This window comes from Anaerotalea alkaliphila, from assembly GCF_010179735.1.
Classification (GTDB): Bacteria; Bacillota; Clostridia; order Lachnospirales; family Vallitaleaceae; genus Anaerotalea; species Anaerotalea alkaliphila.
Map to the genome: position 1 here is coordinate 26,307 of NZ_JAAEEH010000012.1, position 22,135 is coordinate 48,441.

At 63.8% G+C, this 22,135-nt stretch carries 16 protein-coding genes; 10 read left to right on the top strand and 6 right to left on the bottom strand.

Annotation, left to right across the window (positions count from 1 at the left end; all coding sequences use genetic code 11):
* Window positions 1-52 precede the first annotated feature (52 nt).
* The 3 genes from garR to GXN74_RS05840 are packed head-to-tail and all read left to right on the top strand — an operon-like array spanning window position 53 to window position 3,821.
* Entirely contained in the window at window positions 53-949 is an 897-nt protein-coding gene (gene garR / locus GXN74_RS05830; RefSeq protein ID WP_162369981.1) for a 2-hydroxy-3-oxopropionate reductase, read from the top strand.
* A 42-nt stretch (window positions 950-991) separates the two neighbouring features.
* Window positions 992-2,350 (top strand): GntP family permease, encoded by a 1,359-nt coding sequence (locus GXN74_RS05835; protein ID WP_162369982.1) that lies wholly within the window; start codon window positions 992-994, stop codon window positions 2,348-2,350.
* Window positions 2,351-2,378: 28 nt separating this feature from the next.
* Window positions 2,379-3,821 (top strand): four-carbon acid sugar kinase family protein, encoded by a 1,443-nt coding sequence (locus tag GXN74_RS05840; RefSeq protein ID WP_162369983.1) that lies wholly within the window; start codon window positions 2,379-2,381, stop codon window positions 3,819-3,821.
* A 120-nt stretch (window positions 3,822-3,941) separates the two neighbouring features.
* Here GXN74_RS05840 and GXN74_RS05845 read toward each other — a convergent pair whose 3' ends face one another.
* The 4 genes from GXN74_RS05845 to GXN74_RS05860 form a co-directional block, all read right to left on the bottom strand.
* Window positions 3,942-5,168 (bottom strand): nickel pincer cofactor-dependent isomerase, group 22, encoded by a 1,227-nt coding sequence (locus GXN74_RS05845; RefSeq protein ID WP_162369984.1) that lies wholly within the window; start codon window positions 5,166-5,168, stop codon window positions 3,942-3,944.
* A 56-nt stretch (window positions 5,169-5,224) separates the two neighbouring features.
* The gene (locus tag GXN74_RS05850; protein ID WP_162369985.1) at window positions 5,225-6,205 is read right to left on the bottom strand and encodes a 2-hydroxyacid dehydrogenase; all 981 of its coding nucleotides are present in this window, start codon (window positions 6,203-6,205) and stop codon (window positions 5,225-5,227) included.
* A 13-nt stretch (window positions 6,206-6,218) separates the two neighbouring features.
* Window positions 6,219-7,685, bottom strand: a complete 1,467-nt coding sequence (locus GXN74_RS05855; protein WP_212505720.1) for a DEAD/DEAH box helicase — start codon at window positions 7,683-7,685, stop codon at window positions 6,219-6,221.
* 217 nt (window positions 7,686-7,902) lie between these two features.
* Window positions 7,903-8,088 carry a hypothetical protein gene (locus GXN74_RS05860; protein WP_162369986.1) on the bottom strand — a complete coding sequence of 62 codons (186 nt, stop codon included), beginning with the start codon at window positions 8,086-8,088 and terminating at the stop codon, window positions 7,903-7,905.
* 178 nt (window positions 8,089-8,266) lie between these two features.
* Here GXN74_RS05860 and GXN74_RS05865 point away from each other — a divergent pair, with 178 nt between their 5' ends.
* Window positions 8,267-8,833, top strand: a complete 567-nt coding sequence (locus tag GXN74_RS05865; RefSeq protein WP_162369987.1) for a hypothetical protein — start codon at window positions 8,267-8,269, stop codon at window positions 8,831-8,833.
* A 7-nt stretch (window positions 8,834-8,840) separates the two neighbouring features.
* Here GXN74_RS05865 and GXN74_RS05870 read toward each other — a convergent pair whose 3' ends face one another.
* Window positions 8,841-10,010: a Gfo/Idh/MocA family protein gene (locus GXN74_RS05870; protein WP_162369988.1), complete on the bottom strand. Its 1,170-nt coding sequence runs from the start codon at window positions 10,008-10,010 to the stop codon at window positions 8,841-8,843.
* A gap of 225 nt (window positions 10,011-10,235) precedes the next feature.
* Here GXN74_RS05870 and GXN74_RS05875 point away from each other — a divergent pair, with 225 nt between their 5' ends.
* On the top strand, window positions 10,236-11,222 hold the full coding sequence (locus GXN74_RS05875) for a GDSL-type esterase/lipase family protein (RefSeq protein ID WP_162369989.1): 987 nt from the start codon (window positions 10,236-10,238) through the stop codon (window positions 11,220-11,222).
* 149 nt (window positions 11,223-11,371) lie between these two features.
* On the opposite strand, the gene GXN74_RS05880 is transcribed toward GXN74_RS05875, so the two are convergent.
* Entirely contained in the window at window positions 11,372-12,649 is a 1,278-nt protein-coding gene (locus GXN74_RS05880; RefSeq protein WP_162369990.1) for a 4Fe-4S binding protein, read from the bottom strand.
* Between the two features lie 90 nt (window positions 12,650-12,739).
* Here GXN74_RS05880 and GXN74_RS05885 point away from each other — a divergent pair, with 90 nt between their 5' ends.
* The 5 genes from GXN74_RS05885 (at window position 12,740) to GXN74_RS05905 (ending at window position 22,079) form a co-directional block, all read left to right on the top strand.
* Window positions 12,740-14,554 (top strand): S8 family serine peptidase, encoded by a 1,815-nt coding sequence (locus GXN74_RS05885; protein WP_162369991.1) that lies wholly within the window; start codon window positions 12,740-12,742, stop codon window positions 14,552-14,554.
* Window positions 14,555-14,592: 38 nt separating this feature from the next.
* A complete protein-coding gene (locus GXN74_RS05890; RefSeq protein ID WP_162369992.1) occupies window positions 14,593-14,973 on the top strand; it encodes a hypothetical protein in 381 nt (126 codons plus the stop codon).
* A 59-nt stretch (window positions 14,974-15,032) separates the two neighbouring features.
* Window positions 15,033-17,303: a putative bifunctional diguanylate cyclase/phosphodiesterase gene (locus tag GXN74_RS05895; RefSeq protein ID WP_162369993.1), complete on the top strand. Its 2,271-nt coding sequence runs from the start codon at window positions 15,033-15,035 to the stop codon at window positions 17,301-17,303.
* 75 nt (window positions 17,304-17,378) lie between these two features.
* Window positions 17,379-20,534, top strand: a complete 3,156-nt coding sequence (locus GXN74_RS05900) for an S-layer homology domain-containing protein (protein ID WP_162369994.1) — start codon at window positions 17,379-17,381, stop codon at window positions 20,532-20,534.
* Between the two features lie 114 nt (window positions 20,535-20,648).
* Window positions 20,649-22,079, top strand: coding sequence for an isochorismatase family protein (locus tag GXN74_RS05905; RefSeq protein WP_162369995.1), 1,431 nt, complete (start codon window positions 20,649-20,651; stop codon window positions 22,077-22,079).
* Window positions 22,080-22,135 lie beyond the last annotated feature (56 nt).

Sequence of the window (22,135 nt, forward strand, 5' to 3'; positions counted from 1 at the left end):
GGATTCCATCCACACAGGTTGCGTAAAAGAGATCGGAAAGATAGGAGACGACATGGAGAAGATTGGTTTCATCGGATTGGGAATCATGGGAAAACCCATGGCAATGAATTTGCACAAGGCGGGCGTGGAGTTGCTGGTGTATGACGTGAACCCAGGGGTGCTGGAGGAGTTCCAGGACGCAGGCGTCGCCTCGGCTAGCCTCAGGGAAATCGGGGAGGAGTGCAAGGTCATCTTCACGATCCTGCCCAGCGGCGGGATTGTCCAGGAGGTCCTGTTCGGGGAAGGCGGCGTGGGGGAGACGGTCAAACCGGGGACGGTGGTCTGCGACATGAGCTCCGTGACGCCGGTGGAGTCCAAGACCTGCGCGGAAAGGCTTTCCGTGCTGGGGGTCGGCTTCGTGGATTCCCCCGTCAGCGGCGGGGAGCCCAAGGCCATCGACGGCACCCTCTCCTTCATGGCGGGAGGGGAAGAAGCCCATTTCAACGCACTGAAGGGATATTTCGAGATCATGGGAGCCTCCGCCATCCTGATCGGAGGCAGCGGCAGCGGCAGCGTGACGAAGCTGGCCAACCAGATCATCGTGAACATGACCATCGCAGCCGTCTCGGAAGCCTTCGTGCTGGCGGCCAAGGCAGGCGCCGACCCGGTGAAGGTCCATCAGGCCATCCGGGGAGGACTGGCGGGCAGCGTGGTGATGGACGCCAAGATCCCCATGATTGTGGAAAGGAACTTCAAGCCCGGCGGGAAGCTTTCCATCAACCACAAGGACATCAAGAACGTCCTGGCCACGGCCCACGCCATCGACGTGCCGGTGCCCCTGACCAGCCAACTCTTTGAAATCATGCAGGCACTGAAGGTGGGTGGGCACATGGACGAAGACCATGGAGGCATCGTCCAGTACTTCGAGCAGCTGGCGGACGTCCGGGTGGAAAAAAAGCCAATCCGATAAGCACAATCCAATAAAAACAATCCATAATGGAGGAATAGAGAAATGATAACTGGGATAGGATTACTGGTGGTGTTTACGATTTCAATCGCTGTTCTGCTTCTGCTGATCATCAAATTCAAGCTGAACCCCTTCATCGCCCTGCTGATGACCGCCATCCTCACAGGCTTCCTGGTCCGGATGCCTGTGGACGAGGTCTCTTCCACGATCTCCAAAGGCTTCGGGAACACCCTGGCGGGCATCGGGATCGTCATCGGGCTGGGGATCATCTTCGGCAACATCCTGGCCGAATCCAGGGCCACGGAGGCCATCGCCCGGGGGTTGCTGAAGCGCACCGGGGACAACAAGGCGGCCCTGGCGGTCACCGTCGCCGGCTTCCTGATCTCCATCCCCGTTTTCATGGACGCGGCCTTCGTCATCATGATGCCCATCGTGAAGTACGTGGCCAAGGCCACGAAGAAATCCCTGCTGGTCTTCGTGACAGCCTTGGGCGTGGGCACCATCGTGGGGCATGCGGTGGTCATCCCCACCCCGGGTCCCCTGGCCGTGGCCGCGAACGTGAACGCGAACGTGGGCTACTTCATCCTCTACTCCCTGATCGTCGCCATCCCCGCCGTCCTGGTGGCCGGATGGCTCTATGGGAAAAGCTTCAACGCCCTTCCGGCCTACCAGTTCGACGAGAAGGACGAGAAGGCTTATGAGGAGGCCCAGAAGAACGTCCACGAGCTGCCCTCCTTCGGGCTGTCCATGGGGACCCTGCTTCTGCCGATCCTGCTGATCCTGGTGGCCAACATCATCCTCACCGCGGTCTCCCCCGAGGCCCCCATCGTCCCCTTCGTGAAATTCATCGGGGACAAGAACATCGCCCTGCTGATCGGCATCCTGGTGGCCTTCATGGCTCTGCGTAAATACCTGAAGAAGACCCTTTCCAACATCGTCCTGGAATCGGCGGACTCCGCGGGCCTGATCCTGCTGATTACCGGCGCCGGCGGCGCCTTCGGGAGCGTCATCAACGGCAGCGGCATCGGGGCTTACCTGGTGGATTCCATGTCCACCCTGAACGTCCCCATCATCCTCCTGGGATTCGTCCTCAGCGGCGTGCTCCGGGTCTCCCAAGGCTCCACCACCGTGGCCATCGTGACCACCTCCTCCATCCTGGGGGCGGCCATCGCCGGCACCGGCGTGTCGCCGATCCTGGTGGGCCTGGCCATCTGCGCGGGGGGCGTGGGACTCTCCCTGCCCAACGACTCCGGCTTCTGGGTGCTGTCTCGGTTCAGCGGAATCTCCGTCAACGACACCCTGAAGACCTGGACGGCGGGGGGTACCATCGCAGGCCTGGTGGTCTTCGCCATGGTCATGCTGCTCAGCGCACTGAACAGCCTTGTGGGGCTGCCTGGCCTGTAAGGCAAGGAATATCATAATGGAGGTACATATGGAAACGAAACAGAAGATATCCGCGGACATCCTGGAGGCCTATGGAAGGCCGGGGAAAAAGGAGCTTGAGGAGGTCGACAGGCTCCTGCAAAAGGAGATCGGCACTTCCGGCAGGAAGATCATCGTCCTGGACGACGACCCCACGGGGGTGCAGACCGTCCACGACATTTCGGTTTACACGGACTGGGACAAGGGTAGTGTGGAAAAAGGCTTCCGGGAGCCGGGCAGCCTGTTCTACATCCTGACCAACTCCCGGGGATTCACCGCGGAACAGACCACCCGGGTCCACGATGAGATTGCCCGGGTGGTGGAGGAGGTGGCGGAGGAGTCGGGCCGGCCCTACATCCTCATAAGCCGCAGCGACTCCACCCTCCGGGGGCATTATCCCCTGGAGACCCTCCGTCTGAAGGAGACCATCGAAGAGAAGGGGATGGTCCGGTTCGATGGGGAAATCCTCTGCCCCTTTTTCAAGGAGGGCGGCAGGTATACCCTCGGGAACGTGCATTACGTGAAGTACGGCGACACCCTGGTCCCCGCCGCCGAAACGGAGTTCGCCAGGGACAAGACTTTCGGCTACCATTCCTCCGACCTGAGGGAATATGTGGAGGAGAAGACCAAAGGGGCCTTCAAGGCAGGGGACGTGACCTGCATATCCCTGGAATCCCTCCGGGCCCGGGACTACGACGGGATCGAGGCACAGCTCCTGCGGGTGGAGGGCTTCAACAAGGTGGTGGTGAACGCGGTGGACTACTGCGACCTGAAAGTGTTCTGCACCAGCCTCTACCGTGCCCTGAAAAAAGGCAAGAACTTCCTCTTCCGGTCCGGGGCGGCCCTGGTGAAAGTGATCGGCGGCATCACGGACCAGCCCCTCCTGACCCGGGAGCAGATGGTCACCCGGCACACGGACAAGGGAGGGATCGTGGTGGTGGGCTCCCACACAGCCAAAACCACGGAGCAGCTGGAGGCCCTACTGACCCTGGAAAAGGTTCGGGCCATCGAGTTCAACTCCGACCTGGTGCTCGAGGCGGAGGCCTTCGAGGAGGAAATCCGGCGGGTGGTGGAGGAATGTGAGCGGGTGATGGATGCGGGGGATACGGCGGTGGTCTACACCCGGCGGAAGCTCCTGACCCTGGAGCACGACACCAAGGAGGAGGCCCTGGTGCGCTCGGTGAAAATCTCCGACGCCGTCCAGTCCCTGGTGGCAAGGCTCGCCGTCACCCCCAGTTTCGTGGTCGCCAAGGGGGGGATCACCTCCAGCGACATCGGCACCAAGGCCCTGGCGGTCCGGCGAGCCGACGTCATGGGACAGATCAAGCCGGGCATCCCTGTCTGGAGGACGGGGGAGGAAAGCAAATTTCCCGCCACGCCCTACATCATCTTCCCTGGGAATGTGGGGGACGCCACGACCCTAAAGGAAGCCGTGGAGGTGCTGCTGGGTTGACGATGTCTGTCAGGTGAACAATGCGCACTTGGGGACAGTCCCCAAGTGCGCATTGTTTTCACGGGAGCAACCGAGGAAAGACCGTAAAAAGGGGCGCATCCGGCTTGGATGCGCCCCTTTTTACGGTCTTTCCGATGTACACTTGGGGTCAGACCCCAAGTGCGCATCTGCCATGTTTTCGGATACCAGGATCTCGCCGAGCTGCAGGGTGTTCCTGATGCGGATTATGCGGGCGCCGCCGGGGCCCAGGTTCCAGCAGGTCTTGACGGCTGCCTTGATGGCCAGTTCCTCGGTTTCCATGACCATGGGAATCTTCACCGAGGCGGGCACCCGGCTGGTGAGGGGATTGGCATAGGTGCTCTGGAAGTCGATCCGGTCCAGGAAGGCCCGGGTGCAGACGTCCGCGTTCCCCATGCCGTTGGCGTTGCCGTGGGATTCCCTGGTCAGTGAGAGGACCACAATCCGCTGGGCCAAACTCCCCAGCACCATGTTTCCCATGTAGTGCCGACGGATGATGTTGGGGTCCATGCCGGTGCCGGAGATGTTTTTGCCCATTTCCTCCACCACCAGCACGTCGCAGGAGGGGAAGAGGATGGACGGCATGTTGGCCCTGGCAAGTTCCAGCAGGGCAGGCTCCTCCTCCAGGATGGAGGAACCAGGCAAGGCCACGATCCCCATGGTCTCGTCATAGGCGTTTTCCAGGACGGCAACCCCCAGTACGATGGGGGCGCTCGCCAGGGCAACCCGAGCCATTTCCCCGATCCGGGCGGACATGTCCTCCATGCCGCCGGAATGGCAGATGTCCGCCCCCACCTGCTTGCCCAATCCGATGGCGACCATTTTGGCCAATCCGCTTTCGTAGGGCCCCCGGAAGGAGGTGTGGGGCTTGACGCGGCCCACCAGCAGGATGGCGTCCGCTTCCTCCTGGGCAAAACGGTCGATGCAGACGGGATGGCCTCCGGGGGAGGTGCCCACCCGGACCACATCCATGGTGGCCCGGATGGGGGCACCCACGGCCTCCGGGGTGATGCCCAGGTCCGCCAGGATTTCCAGCTGTCCTGCTGCCGTGGCGCCTCCGTGGCTGCCCATGGCAGGGATGAGGAAGGGGTGGGCCCCCTGTCCCTTCACCCAGGAAACAATCTCCCGTAGGATGAGGGGGATGTTCGCGATCCCCCGGCTGCCGGCGGTGACGGCAACCCGCTGGCCCGGACGGATGGCCCCGGCCAGGGAATCCTTGGAAAGCTCCGCGCGGATGGCTGCAGGGATGTCCTCCACCAACTCCCGGGGGAAGGTCTGCCGCACCGGGACCATACGGGGTAGGCGGATGTCCTCAAGAAGCTTCTCCAAATGCGCACTTGGGGTCTGCGCACTTGGGGTCTGACCCCAAGTGCGCATCGGCCGTTTCAACGCAACTCCGGGACGATGGTCCCTGGATCCCTGCCTTCCAGCACCGCCACCATGCTCCTTGCGGCCAGCATGGCCATGTCGGCCCTGGTCTGGGCCACGGCGGAGCCGATGTGGGGGAGGGTCACGCAGTTGGCCATCCCCAGCAGGGGGCTCTCCCGTGGTACAGGTTCCTTCTCGTAGACGTCCAGCCCGGCCCCCCGGATCCAGCCCTCCGAAAGGGCTCTGACGAGGGCCTCCTCCCGGACGGTCTCCCCCCGGGAGACGTTCACGAAGACGGCGTCGGGCTTCATCCGCCGGAAAGCCTCCTCGTCCATCATCCCCCGGGTGGCGGGGGTCAGGGGGGCCAGCAGGACCACGTAGTCGCTCCCCGAAAGGAGCTCCTCGAACCCCGCATACCGGACCCCCAGGGCCATTTCCGCCTCCGGCTTCCGGTGCCGGTTGTGGTAGAGGACCTCCATGTCGAAGCCGAACCGGGCCCGTTTGGCCAGGGCCTCGCCGATCCGCCCCATCCCCAGGATGCCCAGGGTGGCGTGGTGCACGTCCTTCCCGAAGAGGGCCTCGTTGTCCCCCCGCTGCCAATTCCCGTCCTTCACATACCGGTCCAGCTCCGGAATCCGCCGGGCCGCGGCCAGCAACAGGCCCATGGCCAGGTCCGCCACGGTGTCGTCCAGGACCCCGGGGGTGTGGGTCCCCGCCACGCCCCGGGCCCGCATCAGCTCCAGGTCGAAATTGTTGTAGCCCACCGAAACGTCGCTGACCACCCGCAATTTAGGGGACCGGTCCAGGAGCTCCCCGTTCACCTTGAAGCCCGAGAGCATGACGCCCTCCATTTCCCCGACCTCCGAAAAAAGGGTGTCCAACGGGAGCCGTCCCGGCCCCCTCCAGATCCGGCAGTCGCAGTGTTCCTTCAAATAGGCCTCCACTTCCCCTGGCACGGGTTGGGCGACGAAGACCTTGGGCAATCCGTTTCCTTCCATAAAACGCTCCTCCTCAGTTTTTCAGCAGGGTGCTTTTCACCGTCCGGCCCTTCACGGTTGTCTTGGCCAGGCCCTCGGCGACCTGTGCCCCCCGGTCGTTGAAAATCTCCACATAGGTGCAGGTGTCCTGGATGTCGATGATGCCGATGTCCCCGGCCTGGATGCCGGGTATGCTCCCCAGGGCCCCCAGGATGTCCCCGGCCCGCATCTTCTTGTTCTTGCCCGCGTTGATCCGGATCCGGGAAATCCCCTTGTGGACGCTCCTGTGCTTCTCCGCCGCCTTGCTGGGGGCCTTGTGGGGGGACTTGTGCTTCAGCTTCTCCAGGGCCCGACCGGCCTTGGGGGGCCTGGCCGGTCCACCCGACTCCTCCAGGGGGACGGTGAAGCCCAGGTACTCCTGGATCTCCAGCCATTTCGCCTTCTCGTGGACCGAAACCAGGGAAACGGCCAGACCGCTCTCCCCGGCCCTGCCTGTCCTGCCGATCCGATGCACGTAGTTCTCCAGCTCCGTGGGGACGTTGTAGTTCACCACCAGGTCCAGCCGGTCGATGTGGATCCCCCGGGCGGCCAGGTCCGTGGCCACCAGCAGGGGGGATTCCTCCCTCTTGAAGCTGGAGATGGAGCGGAGCCGCTCCTTCTGGGGCATGCCCCCGTGGAGCAGGCAGGACTCCAGACCCTGCTTGTGCAGCCGGTCCGCCAGCTGGGTGGCCCGCTCCCGGGTGTTGCAGAAGACCATGCAGTTTGCGGGGGCGTGCTTTTCCAGGACCTCCAGGAACTTCTGGAACTTCCAGTCGTCCGCGGCCTCGATCCAGTACTGCCGGATCTGCTCCGGGGTGGGTTCCGTGGAGCGGATGGCGACCTTTGCGGGGGTCCGCATGTGCCGGTCGCAGACCTCCCGGATCCTGTCGGGGATGGTGGCGGAGAAGAGGAGGGTGCACCGCTCCTGGGGGATACGGCCCAGGATGGCCTCCACCTCCTCCAGGAAGCCCCGGTTCAGGAGCTCGTCGGCCTCGTCGATGACCAGGAAGCGGATGCCGGAAAGGTCCAGGTTCTTCCGCTGGACCAGGTCCCCCAGCCTGCCGGGGGTGCCCACCACCACGTGGACCCGCTGCTTCAGCTGCCGCAACTGGATGTGGATGGGCTGCTTCCCATAGACGGCCAGGGTCCGGACCTTCTTCTGCCTGCCGATGTGGGCGACCTCCTCGGCCACCTGGACGGCCAGCTCCCGGGTGGGGGTCAGGACCAGGACCTGGGGCCGGGTCTCCTCCACCACGATCCGGTCGCAGAGGGGGATCCCGAAGGCGGCGGTCTTCCCGCTGCCTGTCTGGGACTGGACGATGACGTCCTGCCCCTGGAGGACCAGGGGAAGCACCTGCTCCTGGACCTCCGTGGGGGTGTGGTAGCCCAGGGCGTCCAGGGCCTGGAGGATGGGCTCCTGGAGCCCGAAGCGGCCGAAGCCGCTCTTTTCGTTCATTTGCATGGTCTTGTCTTATCCTTCCGTGGGAGGCCCGGGGCCATGGGTTGGCCCGGGCCGGGTCTTTTCGAAAAATCTCCCTACAAGCATAGACGAAGGGGAGGGGGAAGTCAATGGGAAGACAAAAAAAGCCCCGGACCCTTTTTTCAAGGAGCCCGGAGCTTGGGAGCCGCCGTTTTTTACAAGGGCGCAGTGTACGCCTGCCTATATGCGGGGCTTTCAGCTACTTGGCGCATTCCGCCATGCCCAGGCAGCCGGATAAGCCCCGGTCCATGGTCCGGGCGCATTCCGCCACGTGCTGGCCGCCCTTTAGGACCGCCATGTTGGAGATGTTGTTGGCCGCCTGCACCTGAGGTGCGGTGCCTGCGATGATGAGGGTGGCCAGGGCCATTGCTGCGAATTTCTTCATTACCATATCCTCCTGATCTGATTTGTCGGTTTGTCCCGATGGAAACAGCATACAGGCTGGATATGGAGGGATGATGGAGCCGGAGAAATTTCCTTGTCATCCGGATTTCCCTGGAGTAAACTGTTGGTAAGGGAAACGATGCGCTTCGAAATGACAGGGATTGCCCGGAGGAGGAACCATGTACAAGAAATTTTACGGGGTAAAAAACGCGGGCGAACGGATCGTCATCGACGTGGCCCTCAGCGACTATATGGATTTTTTCCACGAGTGGGACAACGCCACCTTCCGGAAGAGGGACATGCACCCGGAGCTGGCGGAATTCCTGGAGCTTTGCTCCGCGGACATCCCCTTGAAGCAGAAGCTGACCATCCGGTTCTACGTGGAGAACGAGGAGAAGGACGATGCCAGGGAGAGGATGATCGTTGAAAGTTTCCGGACCTACTACGGTTTTTTCGGCAGGACGCAGAAGAAGAAGGCGGCCAGGAACTTCCATTACGCCATGCTGCTGCTGGCCATCTCCCTCACCCTCATCTTCGCCCAAGCCATCCTGGGAACAATAATCCAAGAGTCCATCTGGACCTCCGTTTTCCTGGAGGGGCTGATGATCGGGGGCTGGGTTTTCATGTGGGAGGCCCTGCACATGGTGGCGTTCGAGAGCCAGGCCCTCTTCAAGCACGCAAAGGAGATCGAACGCTTCCTGGAGGCGGAGCTGCTGTTCAGGTACGAGGACCCGGCGCCGGGTTGAGGAGGGTTCAGCCCTCGCTCCCCGGGAAGTCCACCGGCAAAAGCTCCGGATGCTGGAAGGTGCTTTTGACCTGATGGTAGTAGCCGGCTTCGGCGGACTGGAGCAGGCCCTCCATGACTTCCAGGGAGTGGTAGGCCATTTCGCCTCCGGCCCGGGCCGGACGGCCGTCCCGGAGGGCGTAGGCCATGTCCACCAGCCCGATGCCCCGGCTGTTTTTCCGGTGGCTGGTTTCGCTGAAGGGGCGCTTTACGGGGACCTTCTCCCAGTCGGGAAGCTCCTCGGGACGGGGCATCCCCTTCCACCGGTAGTTCTCCCGGGTCCGGAGCAGGATTTCCCCGCCGAACAGGTTGGGGCCGTCCAAGGGGTCGATGTCCCGGAGGCAGAGGGTGCCCTCGGTGCCGTAGATTTCCATCCGGGGGAGTTCCGAATCCCAGACGTCGAAGCTGGCCAGGACGGTGGCGACCACGCCGCTCTCGAAGGCCAGGCTGCCCGAGATGTGGGTGTCCACCTCCACGGGGATGGTCTCCCCCTTCCGGGGCTCGCTTTCGATGGTCCGCCGGTCGAAGGCCCGGTTGGCCATGGCGCAGCAGCTGCGGACGGGTCCCAGGAGGGAGAGGAGGGCGGTGATGTAGTAGGGGCCGATGTCCAGGAGGGGGCCGGCACCCCGGCGGTAGAAGAAGTCCGGGTTGGGATGGTGCCACTCGTGGCCGTGGCTGACCACGAAGGCGGCCGCGCCGGTGACCCTGCCGATCCGCCCCTCGTCGATGAGCTGGCGGCAGGTCTGGAGCCGGGAGCCCAGGAAGGTGTCGGGGGCGCAGCAGACCGAGAGGCCCTTCCGCTTGGCCAGGTCCATGACCTTTTTTGCCTCCTCCAGGGTGGCGGCCAGGGGCTTCTCGCTGTACACGTGCTTGCCGGCCTCCAGGGCAGCCAGGTTCAGGGAACCGTGGACCTCGGGCAGGGTCAGGTTGAGGATGATGTCGATCTCCGGGTCGGACAGGAGCTCGGCGGGGGAGGCGTAGGCCTTGGGGATCCCATGCCGTGCCGCCTTGGCCTGGGCCTTCTCCAGGCCGCGGCTGGCGCAGGCCGCCACCTCCACGATGGCGTAGTTCTGCAGGTTGCTTATGTAGACGTCGCTGATGTCCCCGAGGCCCAGCACGCCGACTTTGAATTTTTTCATGGTTTCCCGCCTTTCAAGTCTCGATGGATTTGGTCTCCTGTAATGGTAGCTCTTTTCGGGGGAATGCGCAACAGGAAAATGATGCATGGGGACGGTTCTTCCGCATCATTCCGGCTGCAAACGGACCGCGAACGGTCCGGAAGAACCGTCCCCGCGGCCCAGCCCTGTCGGCCCTACCCCGTCCGTTCCCTTCGTCCGGGAAGTGTGGTATAATCAGGATATGACATGAGGAAGAAGATGGAGGTGGTTGCATTGAAATCGAAAGGGAAGAGTTTCGTTTTTGCACTGATCCTTTGCCTGGCGCTGTTGTCACCGGCCCAGGCGCTGGGAGCCGCCAAGGGGGCGGCGGAACAACAGGCGATGCCGCCGGGGGTCTACCTGAACCTGGGGGATTCCATCGCAAAGGGAAGGAGCGCGGCCCCGGGGGCCGACTACCATTCGCTGTACGGCGGCTACCTGCTGGATGCGTATGGCATCGTCCCCCTGTCGCCGGGCAACGGATTCGCCGTCGACGGCCTGAAGAGCGGTGACCTAATGGATGGGCTGACGTACACCACCCAGGCCCAGCTGGCGGTGGCCAGCGCGTCTGTCATCACCATCAGCATCGGCGGGAACAACCTGCTGGGACCCATCCAGCAGAGGATCGGAAGCCTGCTCCCCGGGCCTGTGGACTACACGGATCCGGCGGCGGTGAAGGCGGCCGTGGCGGCCTTGGCACTGAACCCGGCGTTCAATCCGGCCGGCCTTCCTCCGGAAGCCCTGTGGGAAGTCCTGGTGGCAGGACTGACTGCGGAGGCCCTGGACCCCGCCTCCGCCCTGGGCATCGCCCTGGATGCGGGGAAAGCCGACTTCCTGGAGGACTGGCCGGCGATTGTGGCCAGGATCCGGGAACTGAACCCGGATGCGGTGGTGCTGGCCCTGACCCTCTACAATCCCGTGGACCCGCTGGAGGGCATCCTGCTTTTCAGCCGTTATGAGGAACTGGTCAAGCCCATGAACGGGGCCCTGCGCAAGACCCAGAACCAGGTCCTCCTGGCGGACGCCTACAAGGCCTTCGGACGGGACGGGGACGCGGTGGCGTTCAGCCTTGCGTGGGACACCCTGAACCTGGACATCCATCCCACCACCCAAGGCCACGGCATTCTCTTTGAACAGCTGACGGTTCCAAGCAACCTGCGGGACTTCCGGCCCCTGAGGCTGGCCATCCGGTAGCCGGTAGCCGTATGGCGGCAAATCCAGAATCCTGAAATCCAGAATTCCAGTAATCCAAACGAGGGGAAGGCCCCTCCGGACCATCGCGATCCGGAGGGGCCTTCCCCTCGTTCCGTCATCAACCGCAACATGCATGCTGCACGGGATCTTCACGGAATCAGCCCTTCCAGTTCCGCCTTGATGGAGGAAAATTCCAGACCGTTCCGTTCGCAGTGGTCCCGGACACTGGTTCCGGGATCAAACGCCTCCGTTCCCGGGAGGGTCTTCAGGGCCTCTTCCTCCACCCCCCAGGACAGGAGGTCCCGGAAGGTGGTTTTGCCGGTGACGGCATGGAGCGGCGCCTCCCCGGTCGGCTCCGCATTGTCGTTGGCCTCCCCGGACACCCATACGGGGAGCTCCACCTGGAACAGGTCGGCGATTTCCCCGAAGGTGTAGGAGCCCCGGATGTCCACGGGGTCGTATTCCCCGGCCGCCGCACCCTCGGTGATGCGGCCGGGGATTTTGGTGGATTCGGTGATCCAGAGGCCGGCGGCCTTGGCGCCGGAGAGGGTGCCTGTGATGAGAAGAAGGATGGCAAGGGCCACCTGCAAGGGGAGGGTCCGCATCATTCCCCCTCCTTCCCGCTTCCAGCGAAACGTATCCGGAACCGGACAGGCGCTGTCGGAAGTGCATTCCATGCAGCGTATGCACTGGTTGTCCCGGACGGTCTCCCGGGCCTGGACCTCCAGGTTCATGGGACAGGACCGGTCGCATTTGCCGCATTCGATGCAGGTGGACGGATTGCGCCGGATCCGGAAGGGGCTGACCCGGTTGGTGATACCCAGGAGGGCCCCGTAGGGACAGAAATACTTGCACCAGGGACGCTCCAAAAAAAGCGAGCCCAAGGCGGTGGCACCCAAGGCCACGAAGGCGGGCAAAGCCACCTCGCCGCTCCAGAAGCGGAAGAGGGCGTTGTAGGGATCGAGGTTTGCGAACAGAAGGGTGCCGGACTTGGCGGTGACATAGACCACCCAGACCAGGACCACGTAGCAGAACAGTCGCAAGGCCCGCTCCGGACGGGTTCCGATGAAGGCGAAACGGTTGTGGCTTTTTCCGAAGACCTTCCTGCCCAGCTTGCCCAGGGCCTCCTGGAAGCTGCCCAGGGGACAGACCCAGCCGCAGAAGAGGGGGCCCAGAAGGAGGGCGGTCACCCAGATGGCGGCCGTCATCACCAGGGAGGAGGCGTGGATCTTCTGGACGAAGGTCCCCGCCGTCAGCAGGCTGTAGACGGAGACCACCCCTCCGAAGGGACACAGGGCGTGGAGGGAGGCGGTGGAAATGAAGGGAAGCGCGTTTCCCGACTCCGCCAGGGTGTGGTTGACCGCAATCAGGGCCACCACCGCGAAAAAAACGGCTTGGACCAGGGTTCGGATTCTCTTTCGTTGCATGTGGAACCCCTCGGACCATTTCCTTGTCCGTCCAGTGTCGGAGTGGTATAATGGAGTTGTCATGACAGAGGAGAAAGGTGGTGCTGGATTATGCGTAAGAGAAAAGACGGCAACAAGACATTCCGTGGGGTTTTGGCAGCGTTTCTGGCAATGTTTCTTGTGGTTGCGCTGGCGGCGGGGGGATCCGTCCTCCCGTCGTCCGCAGCGGAGGCAACAGCGGAGGCCACAGGAGCCAAGGTGCGGGTCCTGATCGGCTTCACCGGCCGGCCGGGTGCCGCGGAGGAGGCCCTGGTCCGGGCCTTTGGAGGCACCGTCCGGCATACCTACGAACTGATTCCATCCATCGCTGCGGAAGTGCCCCTGCAGGCCCTTCCCGGCCTGGCCCGAAATCCCCTGGTGGCTCTCGTTGAACCGGACATCCGGGCATACGCCATCGGCAATTATGAGGAAGACCTGCAGGCCGAACTGGAACGGACCTGGGGCATGGTGCGGATCGGGGAAGGGGCCGCCCACGGGGCGGGCGCTTTTGGCGCTGCCGTCAAGGTGGCGGTGGTCGACTCGGGCATCGACTACCGGCATCCGGAATTCACCGGCATCTACAAGGGCGGATACGACTTCGTCAACAGCCCGGACGATCCCGCATTCCCCAACGACTTCTATGGTCCGTTGGATGCGGACGGCCACGGCACCCATGTGGCGGGAACGGTCGCAGCCGCAAGGAACGGAATCGGCGTGGCCGGAGCGGCTCCCGGAGTGGAGCTCTACGCCCTGAAGGTCCTTGAGGGAGGCTCCGGATCCTTCAGCGACATCATCGCCGCCCTGGACTGGTGCATCGCCAACGGCATCCAGGTGACCAACAACAGTTACGGAAGCTCCGGGGATCCGGGAACCCAGGTAAGGAACGCCTTCCAGAACGCCTATGCCGCCGGGGTGCTCCACATCGCGGCCGCCGGGAACGCGGGCAAGGTCTCCGGCACCGGAGACAATGTGGGCTATCCCGCCCGGTACCCTTCCGTGGTGGCGGTGGCGGCCTCCACATCCGCGGACACCCGGGCGAGCTACTCCAGCACCGGTCCCGACGTTGAGATCATGGCGCCGGGATCCACCATCTACAGCACCTACCTGAACGGATACTACGCCACCATGAGCGGAACCTCCATGGCCTCCCCCCATGTGGCCGGCGTGGCCGCCCAGCTGCTGGGTGCCGGTCCCGGCCTGACCCCGGATGGGGTCCGGGACATCCTGGGGCAGACGGCCTGGAACCTGGGCCTGCCCGCAACCCAGCAGGGAGCCGGGCTGGTCCGTGCGGACCTGGCGGTTGCGGCGGTCGGGGAACCCGCCCCTGACCCGGAACCGGAAGTGCGGTACGACATCATGGCAACGGCAGGCCCAGGCGGCGGCATCAGCCCCTCCGGAACGGTTTCCGTCCTTGAAGGAGGCAGCCAGACGTTCGGAATCGCTCCGGATGCCGGCCATGCGGTCGCAGACGTCCTGGTGGACGGAAGTTCCGTGGGAGCGGTCGGCATCTACACCTTCGCCAATGTGGCGGCGGACCACACCATCCATGCGACCTTCAAGGAGGCCAAGGCGGTGACGGCAATCCAGGCCACCGTCGCAACGGACCGGACCTCCTACATCTACAACAGCTGGGTGGGCATCACCGTCGCGGTAGCCTCCCAGGACGGGGCTCCGGTGGAAGGCGCCGGGGTATCGGTCAGGGTGAAGGACCCGGCAGGCAAGGTCGTAGCGGAATTCGCAGGCGCCACCGGAGGGGACGGCAGGGCGGCATTCAGCCACCGGGTCCCCAACAAGGCGCCCGTCGGGACCTACGCCGTGGAGGCGGTGGCAACCCTGGGAAGCCTGAACGACGGGGCCGGCACGATCTTCAGCGTAACGAAAAGGTAGTGCTGTCCTTCCAATACCCATAGAGGAGGATCCGCAGAGTGGATAGAGAGAGGACAAGAGGGAGAGCGAAAGGGATCACGGTGGTCAGGTTCGCGGTGCTGATGATGGGGCTGGCGGTCCTGCTGGCGGTCCTGACGCCCCGGCTGCCCCAGGCCGTGGAATCGGCCAAGGGCTTCCTGGACCGGCAGACGGCCGCCACCCTGGCCAGGACGGTCCGGGGGAACATGATCAACCAGGGGAACTTCCCCCACAACGAGGAGAACGAGGCGCTGGTGGCCAAGGCCTTCGGAGGCGAATTCCCCCGGCCCAAGCTGGGGCATGTCCCCTTCACCTGGTCCTACGACCAGGAGGAGAACGAGGTCCGTGTGGGGTACGGAAGCGTGAAGGGCAAGGTGGAGACGGTCCTCTACCCCCGGTAAAAAGGGTTTTTCCGTTGACGTGCGTCCGCCTCACATGATACCATGGGTGGAACAGGCTTATGAGAGACGAGGGGGAGCGCACATTGGAGCATAGGAAGATCATCAAGCCCATCGGATTCAAGTCCCTGCTGGCATCCATACTGGGGATTTCGGCACTTTTTTTGGCGATGGGAATCATCCTGACGGGAAACATCCGGGAACATTTCCACAGGCAGATGACCGAGGAGGCCAGATGGCTGGCGGGGAGCTACGCTTTCAGCCTGACCACGGGGGTGGAGGCCCATGAGATCATCAACAACCTGCTGGAGGAGAAGATCCTGGCCGCCAGCCGGGCGGTCATCAACCAGCATGAGGCCCTGGACGACCAGGACCTGGCGGCATACGTCCTGGAGCTGGGGGTGGACGAGATCTACCTATACAACGCCCAGGGGGAGGTCCTCCACTCCAGCACCGGGAAGTTCATCGGTTGGAAGGCGGAGGAGGGCCATCCGGTCCACGACTTCATGAACGGCGGCCAGTCGGGCCTGGTGGAGGCCATCCGCCAGGACACGGTGTCCGGGGTCTACTACAAGTACGGATATTTCCGGGCCCCGGAGGGGGATTTCGTCCAGATCGGGGTCCTGGCGGAGAAGATCAACGACTTCCGGAAACGGTTCGAGGTGGAAGAGCTGGTGTCCACGCTTTTCCAGGACGCACCGGTGGACCACCTCTATTTCATCGACAACCAAGGGAACATCACGGCCAGCGGCCATGGGGAGCCCCACTGGGAGGAGGGGCTGAGCCCCGGAGCCAGGGCCGCAGTGTCGGCGGGCCAGGCCCATAACGAGGTCGCCTGGCATTCCGGGGAAAAGGTCTACCAGGTCCTCCTGCCCATCCGGGTGGAGGGGAAGAGGCTGGGGACCCTGGCGGTCCTCCAATCCATGGAGGAGACCGAGAGGATCATCCGGAACGGGAACCTCCTGGCGTTCCTGGTCCTGGGGGGCGTATTCCTGGGGACCACGGCAACCATCGCCGCGGCCCAGCAGAAGAACCGGAGGCTGTACCGGCTGGCCTTCTACGATCCCCTGACGGGGCTGCCCAACAAGGAGCAGCTTACGGGCTTCCTGGAGGGGAAGCTCCAGAGCCCCGGAGACCGGAAGAAGGCGGTGATGCTGGTCAGCTGCAGCAGCTTCAAGGTCCTGAACATGACCTTCGGCTACCAGGTGGGGGACCAGGTCCTGGAGGAGCTGGCCGGGAAGCTTAGGGACGCGCTGTACGGGGAAGGGGAGCTGTTCCGTTTTTCCGGAGGGCGGTTCCTGCTGTATGTGGAAGGGTACGAAAGCCAGGAAGACCTGGTCCGGATCTGCGGCGAAATCAACCAGGTGTTCCGGTCCCCCTACCGGGTCACCGACGCCAACAAGTATGTCCTGGCCCAGATCGGGATCCTGGAGCTTACCGGGGATCATAGGGACACGGACCAGGTGTTCAAGGACGTGGCCATCGCCGTGGACCATGTGAAGGACAGCCAGGGGAGCAACCACTGCTTCTTCGACATGGTGATGGAGCATGGGCTGGTGCGGGCCCGGATCATCGAAAGCGAGCTGGAGAAGGCGGTGAAGAGGGCGGGACAGGAGACGGTGTTCCTGCACTACCAGCCCCAGCTGGACCTGAAGGCGGAGAAGGTCATCGGCTTCGAGGCCCTGGCCAGGATGGAATGCCCCCGGCTGGGGACAGTGCCGCCCATGGAGTTCATCGACATCGCGGAGAAGCGGCACCTGATCGCCCCCCTGGGGCAGCTGATCCTGGGGATGGCCTGCAGGTTCCAGAAGCGGCTGGCGGACGAAGGGCACGGGGAGCTGCGGATGGCGGTGAACGTCTCCGCCATCCAGCTGCTCCGGGAGGATTTCTTCGATTCGGTCATGGAGACGGTCCGGGAGACGGGAATCCGGCCCCGGGACCTGGAGCTGGAAATCACGGAGTCCATGTTCGTGGACAATTACGAGATCATCAACGAGAAGCTGGAGAAGCTGAGGAAGGCAGGCATCAAGGTGGCCCTGGATGATTTCGGGACGGGGTATTCCTCCTTCGCCCGGATCAAGGAGCTGCACATCGACACCGTCAAGATCGACAAGCATTTCATCGACCGGCTGCTGGTGGGTGACCCGGAGGAGGCCATCGCCGGGGACATCATCCGCCTCTCCCACCGCCTGGGGTTCACCACGGTGGCGGAAGGGGTGGAGGAGGAGTCCCAGAAGGAATATCTGAAGGCCTGCCGTTGCGACGTCCTCCAGGGATACCTGTTCAGCAGGCCCCTGGAGGAGGGGAAGGCCCTGGAGCTGCTGAAACGGTAGATGGTGCCAGGCACTGTGAACAGCGTTCACAGTGCCTGGCACCAATCAATTCCAACACAATTAGGAGGTGTTCCCATGCAAGGACGATTTGTACGTTTGTTTGCCCTTCTGCTGGCGTGGACATTGGCGGTATCCGGAACCGCCCCAGGAACAGCATTCGGACCGGCTTCGACCGTGAAGGCCGCGGATCCGCCCCTGGTGCTGGACGGCACCCAGAGCGCCTGGGCGGAGGTGGAGCTGTTCGAGGCCCACGGCTACGGGCTGACCGTCCCGGCAGTCATGAACCGGTTCCGCCAGCCCATCACCCGGGAGGAGTTCAGCATCCTGGCGGTGAAGCTGTATGAGGGGATCACCGGGAAAAAGGCGGTCCCCGGGGCCAACACCTTCCAGGACACCAGCAATCCGGAGGTCCTAAAGGCCTACAACCTGGGCATCGTGAAGGGGCTTGACGCCACCACCTTCGCCCCCCAGCGGCAGATCACCCGGCAGGAAATCTGCGTGATGATCTACCGCGCCCTGGACGTCTCCATCGCCGGACTGGACAAGGACACCTCCGGGGACTTCCCCTTCGCGGACCAGGGGAGCATCGCGGCCTGGGCCCTGACGGAGATGCGCTTCGCCTACAGGAACCAGATCATGAAGGGCGTGGGCAACAACCGGATCGGCCCCCTGGAGAACACCACCCGGGAGCAGGCAATCGTCCTCCTGAAGCGGACCTATGTCCAATACGCCAAGCCCGACCGTAAAGGCGTCGTCGAAGGCACCGTCCAGCTCCAGAAGCCGCCCCTCCTGGGCTTGGCCGCCCTGGGAAGGTATAGGGCCCTGGACGGCAGCGGGCCCGTTTTTCCCAGGTTCGACGAGAAGCTGAAGCTCTACGCCTCCACGGGAACCGCCAAGCCCCTGGCCAGACCCACGGCCAGCCTCCTGGACCAGCTCCAGACAAGCGTCAACCTGATCCCCGCCTTCCCCATCGTTCTGGGGGGGGCCCGTTACACGGATGCGGATTTCGGCGCCTTCGTGGACAAGGACATCTCCAGCAGGCACTGGTTCTCCTATGTCCTGGCCCCGGGTGCAGACGCCAAGAATGTGGTCTGGCAGGTGGCCACCGCACCCTTTGCCGGAGGCGTCCTGGGATGGAAGACCCCCACAGGCCTGAAGGGCAGGGGGGAGGTCGCCGCAACCGCCGGGGAGTTCCAGATCGACTTCGCCAACCTGGGCACCGGGAGCTTCGTCCTGGCCTCCGCCTACAAGCCCATCCCCCAGGACCGGACGCCCTATTATGTGCGCGCGGTGCCTGTGGACGGCTTCGGCAATCCCGTGGGGGAACCGGGGACAGGCATGGCCGTCCTCTGCGGCATCCGGACGGCGGAGCCGGATCCAACCAAACCGGTGGCCGCCTCCTTCCAGGTCTGGACCCCCTTAAGCCCCCAGGGGAAATTCTCCGGGGAGAACATGGACCTGCCCACCTACAGGCCCGTGGTGGGGGTCGACCCCCGTTCCAGCGAGCGCCGGATCTTCCATCTGAACGGTCTGGACGGCACGCTGGGAACCGGCCTGGTGAAAATAGGGATACAGGTGTCGACCCAGCCTTTCCCGTCCCAGGGCGGCGGATGGCCGGACACCCCCAACCTGGTCCATGAGGAGCTCCACGACCTGCCGGTGCCGAGTTTGGCGACGGCCTATCCCAACAGCCTGCTGGTGGATTTCACCTCCTTCGCCAAACCGGCAAGCGCCATGGAGGAGGGCAAGCACATCCGGTACCATCTCCGGGGGGTGGCCCTCAAAGCCGGCCTGGAGCCGGGCACCTGGGAGGTCCTGCACTCCAGCCCCGTCACCATAGACTACGGATGGAACCCGCCCGTCACCTGGTACAGCGACTCCCCCTACACGAAGGTGGAGGTGCTGAAGCACTCCCTGCCGGACCTGGAGATTGTGGACTACACCCCGGTGCGGTGGCAGGCGACCGACTATCTGCACCATTATTATGTATTCCAGGCCCCCACGGCCCATCAGATCCTGAACAAGTGGAAGAACCAGGACGGCTATGTCCTCTATCCCTACATCCTCCACGAGGCCTACTATGCCTCCAGGGGGATCCGTTCGGCACAGGAATACGAGAGCAAGGAGATCCCCAAGGTGCTGCCGGTGGGGGCCAAGGTCTACTTCCCGCCGCCGAAGGAGGAGCAGAAGGCCTGGTACGAGCAGCTCTACGAGGGCGTGGTGGGATTCTTCGAGGACCTGTTCCAGGTCACCAAGGAGCTGGCGAACCAGGTCTCCAAGGCCTACGCCGACCTGAAGACCGGACTGGTGGCCCATGTGGTGGCCCTCTGTCCCGTGGAGAGCCTGAAGGGCCCTTTTCGGACCGCCCTGGAGGGGCTGGTGAACTACGGGCTCATGACCCTGGGGGTCCCGCCCACCCTGCCCAACTTCGACCAGCTGACGGACATGAGCCTGGACTACCTGGCGGAGGTGGCCCTGACGGAGGCGGGGGTTCCCGTCACAGAATGGAGCAAGGACCTGGTGGAGGACGTGGCCCAAGAGATCGGGGAGCAGATGGTCCGGGCCACCAGCCATGCGGACAGGAACCCCGTGGATGCGCCCTTCCTGAAGCTGGATCCCGACCATCTGTACAGGCCCGCAAGCCTTCGGGTCCGGATTTCCAACCCCACGGGGGTGCCTTCCATACCGGGGACCTTCAACCTGCACACCACCTTCGAGATGGACAACCATAACATCGCCAGCGGACAGACCGGGCTGCATCTTTCGGTGGACACCAACTATTCGGTCCATTCGGCGGCGGGAACCACCGTAGCGACCCAGTACAGCAACCACTTCCTGTACGGTCTGAACGGCGGAACGGTCCGCTACACCCAGGGGGACAAGGCGGTCTACGATGTCTTCAACCCCCAGGTCGGGGTCAAGGTCCCCCGGCTCCTGGCCGGGGAGGTTCGGGTCCTCACCGTCCATCTGAACCCCTATGACGGAGGCAGGATGCGCCTGTATCCGGAAGGGGAGAACATCCGCAGCCTGGACTTCGAGAACATGTACTTCCACAACGGGAACAAGAAGTTCACCCACTTCAGCCTGGTGGGGCGTTTCCCCACCGCCAGGGAGTATCTGCTCCAGCAGGGCATGTTCTACCTGGACCCCAAGACGGATTATGCCTTCGAGAAGCAGGCCTACCAGAAGGCCGGCCAGAAGCTGCAGAAACCCGTCAACGCCGCATGGTGAACCAGCGGTGAACCAGCGATGGACCAGCGGTGAACCGGATGGGGAAAGGTGCCAAAGGACTGGAGCCAAAGGACGGGAGCTGAAAAAAAAGAACATGCAAAAGGAGGTCCACCCATGTCCAAATTCTACGAAGAGATCGCAAAATACTATGACGCCATTTTTCCGGTGGGAGCCGACCAGGTGGCCCTGCTGCTGGAGACGGCGGGAGAGCCTCCGGCCCGGGTGCTGGACGTGGCCTGCGGCACCGGCGGCTACGCCCTGGAGCTGGCGGGAGCCGGACACCAGGTGACCGCCATCGACCTGAGCCCCCAGATGGTGGAAGGCCTCCTAAGGAAGGCTCCCCGGATCGACGCCCGGGTGCTGGACATGCTGGACATCCCCCGCCTGGACCGGACCTTCGACTTCGTCTACTGCATCGGGAATTCCCTGGTGCACCTGGAGGACGAAAAGGAGATCGGCCGGTTCCTGGAGGGCTGCGCCGCCGTCCTGGCCCCCGGGGGAAGGATCCTGCTGCAGGTGGTGAACTACGACCGGGTGCTGGAAAAGGACGTGCAAAGCTTGCCCCCCATCCTAAACGTGGCGGCGGACCTATCCTTCGACCGATACTACCGCTACGACCGCAAGGCCCACAAGATCGCCTTCAGGACGGTCCTCCAGGTGGAGGGACGGACCCTGGAGAACGAGGTGCCCCTGCATCCCGTCACTTCGGCGGAGCTGGGCGGCCTCCTGGAAAAGGCGGGATTCTCCGACATCCGGGCCTACGGCGGCTTCGGGAAGGCCCCCTACGACCCCATGGAATCCTTCGCCCTGGTGCTCACCGCCAAAAAGGCCGCCCCCAAGGCCCCGGCAAAACGGAAGGCCGAAGCCCTGTTGCCGGCCCTTGCGGCCATCCTGGAGGAGCAGGGGAAGGTCCCGGCCCTGGACCCCGACACCCTGGACCCCGCCCGGACCTGCCTGTGCATGGTGGACATGCTGAACGGCTTCACCCGGGAAGGGGCCCTGCAGAGCCCCCGTGCGGAGGCCCTGATCCCGGGGATCGCCGGCCTTTCCGCCTGGTGCACCAGCCGGGGCATTTCCAAGGTCGCCTTCGCAGACGCCCACGGACAAGGGGCACTGCAGTTCTCCGCCTATCCCCCCCACTGCGTGGCGGGGACCCCGGAAGGGGAGGTGGTGGAGGAGCTGAAGGCCATCGGCGGCTACCTGCTGGTCCCCAAGAACAGCACCGACTGCCTGCTGGAGCCCCTTTTCCAGGAGTGGCTGGAGGGACATCCGGAGGTGGACACCTTCCTGGTGACGGGGGTCTGCACGGACATCTGCATCCAGCAGCTGGCCATCCCCCTGAAGACCTGGTTCAACCGCCTGGGACGCCCTTCCAGGATCCTGGTGCCGGTGGACCTGGTGGACACCTTCGACCTGGGCCTGCACCAGGGGGACCTCTGCCACGCCATGGCCCTCTACACCATGGCCTTGAACGGGGTGGAGCTGGTACGCTGGGGAGGCGGTGGACAACCCGCCGACAGGAACCCGCCGACAACAACCCGTTGACAGGAAAGGGCGGGGCTGGTACTATATAAAGCATATATGAATTATAAACTATAGCA

Excerpts from the sequence above, each read along its gene's own strand:
- GXN74_RS05875 (WP_162369989.1), top strand. The coding sequence starts at position 10,236 with ATGAGGAAGAAGATGGAGGTGGTTGCATTGAAATCGAAAGGGAAGAGT.
- GXN74_RS05835 (WP_162369982.1), top strand. The coding sequence starts at position 992 with ATGATAACTGGGATAGGATTACTGGTGGTGTTTACGATTTCAATCGCT.
- GXN74_RS05900 (WP_162369994.1), top strand. The coding sequence starts at position 17,379 with ATGCAAGGACGATTTGTACGTTTGTTTGCCCTTCTGCTGGCGTGGACA.
- GXN74_RS05885 (WP_162369991.1), top strand. The coding sequence starts at position 12,740 with ATGCGTAAGAGAAAAGACGGCAACAAGACATTCCGTGGGGTTTTGGCA.
- GXN74_RS05870 (WP_162369988.1), bottom strand. The coding sequence starts at position 10,010 with ATGAAAAAATTCAAAGTCGGCGTGCTGGGCCTCGGGGACATCAGCGAC.
- GXN74_RS05905 (WP_162369995.1), top strand. The coding sequence starts at position 20,649 with ATGTCCAAATTCTACGAAGAGATCGCAAAATACTATGACGCCATTTTT.
- GXN74_RS05895 (WP_162369993.1), top strand. The coding sequence starts at position 15,033 with ATGAGAGACGAGGGGGAGCGCACATTGGAGCATAGGAAGATCATCAAG.
- GXN74_RS05850 (WP_162369985.1), bottom strand. The coding sequence starts at position 6,205 with ATGGAAGGAAACGGATTGCCCAAGGTCTTCGTCGCCCAACCCGTGCCA.
- GXN74_RS05855 (WP_212505720.1), bottom strand. The coding sequence starts at position 7,685 with ATGCAAATGAACGAAAAGAGCGGCTTCGGCCGCTTCGGGCTCCAGGAG.
- GXN74_RS05860 (WP_162369986.1), bottom strand. The coding sequence starts at position 8,088 with ATGAAGAAATTCGCAGCAATGGCCCTGGCCACCCTCATCATCGCAGGC.
- GXN74_RS05865 (WP_162369987.1), top strand. The coding sequence starts at position 8,267 with ATGTACAAGAAATTTTACGGGGTAAAAAACGCGGGCGAACGGATCGTC.
- GXN74_RS05880 (WP_162369990.1), bottom strand. The coding sequence starts at position 12,649 with ATGCAACGAAAGAGAATCCGAACCCTGGTCCAAGCCGTTTTTTTCGCG.
- garR (WP_162369981.1), top strand. The coding sequence starts at position 53 with ATGGAGAAGATTGGTTTCATCGGATTGGGAATCATGGGAAAACCCATG.
- GXN74_RS05840 (WP_162369983.1), top strand. The coding sequence starts at position 2,379 with ATGGAAACGAAACAGAAGATATCCGCGGACATCCTGGAGGCCTATGGA.